This is a genomic window from Actinoplanes sp. NPDC048791, assembly GCF_040650095.1.
In the GTDB taxonomy this organism is placed as follows: domain Bacteria; phylum Actinomycetota; class Actinomycetes; order Mycobacteriales; family Micromonosporaceae; genus Actinoplanes.
The window spans coordinates 1-4,324 of sequence record NZ_JBEZGQ010000747.1 but is presented as its reverse complement, the minus strand read 5'-3'; the positions used below and the strand labels follow the sequence as shown (position 1 = coordinate 4,324).

Below are 4,324 nucleotides of genomic sequence, written 5' to 3'. Positions count from 1 at the left end.
GCCGCCGAGCGCCGCGCCGACCTCGACCGGCACCGGGCCGAGCTGGCCCGCGCGCAGGAGGTCCAGCAGAGGCTGCGGCAGCAGGCGCTGGCCGCCGAGCAGCAGTTGCGCGAGCAGGAGGAGGAACTGGTCGGCTTCGCCCGGGCGGCCTCCGATCACCTGCACGCCCCGCTGCACACCATCGCCGGCTTCACCGAGCTGCTGCTGGAGGACGGCGACCCGTCGCTCGCCCCGGCCACGCGCGGCTTCCTGGACCGCATCGGGCGCAGCACCGGCCGGATGCTGACGCTGGTGGACGACCTGCTGACCTACTCGACCACGAACGACGCCGCCCTCAAGCTCGTGCCGGTCGACACCGGCGGGCTGGCCCTGGGTGTCGTGGCCGCGCGCCTCGACCACGTGGACGGCGAACGACCCAGCATCGACGTGGGCGAGCTGCCCGCGGTCACCGCCGACCCCGACCTGCTCGGTGAGCTGCTCAGCCAGCTCGTCGACAACGCGGTGCGCTTCGTCCGGCACGGTACGGCCGCCCGGGTGACCGTGGCTGCCCGCGACCACGCCCCCGGCCTGGTCCGCATCGAGGTCGCCGACCGCGGCATCGGCGTACCGGAGGAGCAGCGCACCCGGATCTTCGCGCCGTTCCACCGTGCGCCGGCGGCCGAGGGCTTCCCCGGCACCGGGCTGGGCCTGGCCGTCTGCCGCAAGATCGTCGCCCTGCACGGCGGCGAGCTGGGCGTCGAGGCCAACCCGGGCGGCGGCAGCGTCTTCTGGTTCACCCTGGCCGCGTCGCCGGTGGCGCCGGTCACCGGACCCGAGCTGCTGGCCGCCGACCTGGCCTAGACAGGCTTAGGCTGGGCCGCATGGTCGAGCAGGCGAGCAGGCTCAAGAACGTCCGGTACGACATCCGTGGCCCGGTGCTGCGCCGCGCCCAGGAGCTCGAGGCCGCGGGGCACCGCATCCTCAAGCTCAACCTGGGCAACCCGGCGCCCTGGGGACTGAGCACACCGGAGCCGATCGTCGCCGACATGGTGATGCACCTGGGCGACGCCGAGGGTTACAGCGACGCGCGCGGCATCTACTCCGCCCGGGTCGCCGTCGCGCAGTACTACCAGACCCTCGGGGTCGAGAGTGTGCAACCGGACGACGTGTTCCTCGGCAACGGCGTCTCCGAGCTGATCGTGATGTCGCTGCAGGCGCTGCTGAACACCGGCGACGAGGTGCTCGTGCCGAGCCCGGACTATCCGCTGTGGACCGGCGCGGTGACGCTGTGCGGCGGGCGGCCGGTGCACTACCGCTGCGACGAGACCCAGGACTGGGCGCCCGACCTGGAGCACGTGGCCGCCCAGGTCACCCCGAACACCCGGGCCATCGTGATCATCAACCCGAACAACCCCACCGGCGCGGTCTACTCGCGGGAGACCCTGCTGGGCCTGCTGGAGATCGCCCGGCGCAACAACCTGCTGGTCCTGGCGGACGAGATCTACGACAAGATCCTGTACGACGACGCCAAGCACGAATGTGCCGCCGCGCTCGCGCCGGACCTGCTCGTGCTGACCATGAGCGGGCTGTCCAAGGCGTACCGGGCGGCCGGCTTCCGGTCCGGCTGGATGGCGGTCAGCGGGCCGACCACCCACGCGTCGGAGTATCTGGAAGGCCTGCAACTGCTGGCCAACATGCGGCTGTGCCCCAACGTGCCGGCCCAGCACGCCGTGCAGACCGCGCTCGGCGGCTTCCAGAGCATCACCACGCTGATCCGCCCGGGCGGGCGCCTCTACGAACAGCGCAACCACGCCTGGCGCAAGATCAACGAGATCCCCGGCGTCGACTGCGTCCGGCCGGCCGGCGCGCTGTACCTGTTCGCCCGGCTGGACCCCGAGGTCCACAAGATCCGCGACGACCAGAAAATGATCATCGACCTGCTGGAGCAGCAGCTGATGCTGCTCTCCCACGGCACCGGCTTCAACCTGCCCACCCCGGACCACCTGCGGATGGTCTTCCTGGCCCCGGTCGACGTGCTCGACGACGCCACCGACCGGCTGCGCCGCTTCCTCGAGACCTACCGGCAGTAGCCACCGGCACCACCGGCCCCGGCGTGCGTCCGCTCAGCGCGGAACTCGCCCGTCCGGCCTGCTCAACCCTGGTACGCCTCCTGGGACGAACCCGCTCCTCGACCCAGGAGGCACTTGCATGCGTACGCGAAAAGGTCTGGCCGTCGCCGCCGCGACCATCCTCTGGCTGGGGCTCGCCGCAGCCCCGGCCCCCGCCGCTCCCATCGCGGAGCCTGATCCCGGCCGGCTCCAACAGTCCGTCCGCGCCGTCCGCGACCTGCTGCACAAGGCAGGCGACCGGATGCGGCCCGGCGAGGAGGTGACTCCACCGCCGGCCGGCGCGGACGCGATCCGCGTCGAGGCGTCCGGGCAACCACCCGCGGCCGTGCTGACCGACGGCGCCGCACCGCCGCTCTACCGCCAGCGCGAGCTGGGCTGCGAGGTGCCGGCCTTCGCCGAGTCCCGGTTCGCCGGCTTCGACGCCCAGGTCACCAAGATGATGCAGGACTGGGGCTTCATGACGGCGTCGCTCGCCGTGGCCAACGAGTGCGGCACCATCTACGACCAGGGCTACGGCCGGGTGGGCCCGTGGTGGGCCCGCAACGCCCCGCCCGGTGCCATCACCGACCTCGGCCCGGCGACCCCGGACAACGAGCTGTTCCGCATCGCCAGCATCACCAAGCCGCTCACCGCGGCGGCGATCCACGACCTCGACGAACGGGACCTGCTCGAGAAGACCGACTACGTGTTCTGCGTCAAGGGCGGCCCGGCCAACTGCGTGCTGACGGTCAACCTGCCCGACGGCTTCGACGAACGCATCGCCGACCTGAGGGTCAAGGACCTTGTCGGGCACCGGGGCGGCTTCGACAACAACAAGACCACCGACTACCTGTTCCGCGCGTGGGAGGTCTACCAGGCCCGCAAGCTGAACGCGCCACCGACGCCGCGCGACTTCACCGAGTTCATGCTCGGGCTGGGGCTCGACGCGGCCCCCGGCGCCGAGTACCACTACTCCAACCTGGGATACCTGATCCTGGGACTGGTGATCGAGAAGGCCGGCGGGCTGCCGTACCGCGACTATGTCTATCAGCGGCTGCTGGCCCCGCTCGGGATCGCGTCCGCCGATGTGGTGCTGTCGCGTACCAAGCGGCTCACCCGTAACACTCGTGAGCCCGCGTACTGGTGCGTCGACAAGAACTGGAACGCCAACGTGCCGATCAGCACGTTCGCCGGCGAGGCCGGGCAGCGGCGCTGCTACGCCGACGGTGGCTGGGTGCTGGAGTCGATGGCCGCGCACGGCGGGCTGTCCATGTCCGCCTCGGCGGTGGCGACGTTCTACGCGCACTGGTGGAACTTCGGCACCCCGCGGACGGCGGAGACCTACTGGAACTTCCCGGCCGGCACGAAGATCGCGTACTCGCACAACGGCCGGCTGGCGGCGACCCAGACCGTGGCGGCCCGCTGCGTCAACGGGCTCAACGTGGTGCTGCTGACCAACCAGCACGCGTGGGGCAGCTTCGACTGGGCCGCCGCGGAGCAACGCCTGTGCCGGGCCGCTGACGACTTCCTGGCCCAGGGCCCGTACTACTCGACCATCTGGGAACGCGACGGGCGCGACTGGCGCTCGCACCGCGCGACCCCGGCCGCCGGATACCAGGCCCTGGTCGACACCACCAAGGCCGACGGCTTCCGGCTCGTCGACGTCAACGGCCACCGCGGCGACACCGGTACGGCCTACGCCAGCACCTGGGTCCGCAACACCGACGGCACGCCCTGGGCCGCCACCCACGGGCAGACGTTCGCCGCGTTCACCACCCGCTTCGACGAGCTGAGCCAGGCCGGCTACCGGATGACCAAGGTCTCCGGCTGGCTCGACAACGGCCAACCGCGCTACGCCTCGGTCTGGACGGCCAACCCGGACAAGCGGTCCTGGATCAGCCACATCCGGATGACCGGCGCCGAATACCAGCAGCACGCCGACGAGTACGACGCCAAGGGTTACCGCCTGATCTCGGTCGACGGCTACGAGCTGGCCGGGCAGGCCCGCTACGCCGCGGTCTGGCTGGCCGATCCGGGCGCGACCGGCGGGGCGCACACGGCGACCCCGTACCGGGCGATCCACGGCGCGACGGCGGCGGCATACCAGGCCTGGTTCGACGCGGCGGCGGCCGACGACTTCCGGCTGACCGACAAGGACGTCTACACCGTGGGCCCGTCGGTGCGCTGGGCGGCGATCGCCACCCGGGACGGCGGGCCGACGACGCGCTCGATCAGCA

Annotated in this window: 3 protein-coding genes; all 3 read left to right on the top strand. The window is 71.7% G+C overall.

The genetic code is table 11. The features are described from left to right. Positions 1 to 840: HAMP domain-containing sensor histidine kinase (locus AB0C29_RS36055; protein ID WP_360830102.1), on the top strand; the 840-nt coding region annotated here is incomplete at its 5' end. A 20-nt stretch (positions 841 to 860) separates the two neighbouring features. After that, positions 861 to 2,069: a pyridoxal phosphate-dependent aminotransferase gene (locus AB0C29_RS36050; protein WP_360830099.1), complete on the top strand. Its 1,209-nt coding sequence runs from the start codon at positions 861 to 863 to the stop codon at positions 2,067 to 2,069. 118 nt (positions 2,070 to 2,187) lie between these two features. Then, a partial coding sequence (locus AB0C29_RS36045) for a serine hydrolase (RefSeq protein ID WP_360830096.1) occupies positions 2,188 to 4,324 on the top strand: 2,137 nt, incomplete at its 3' end.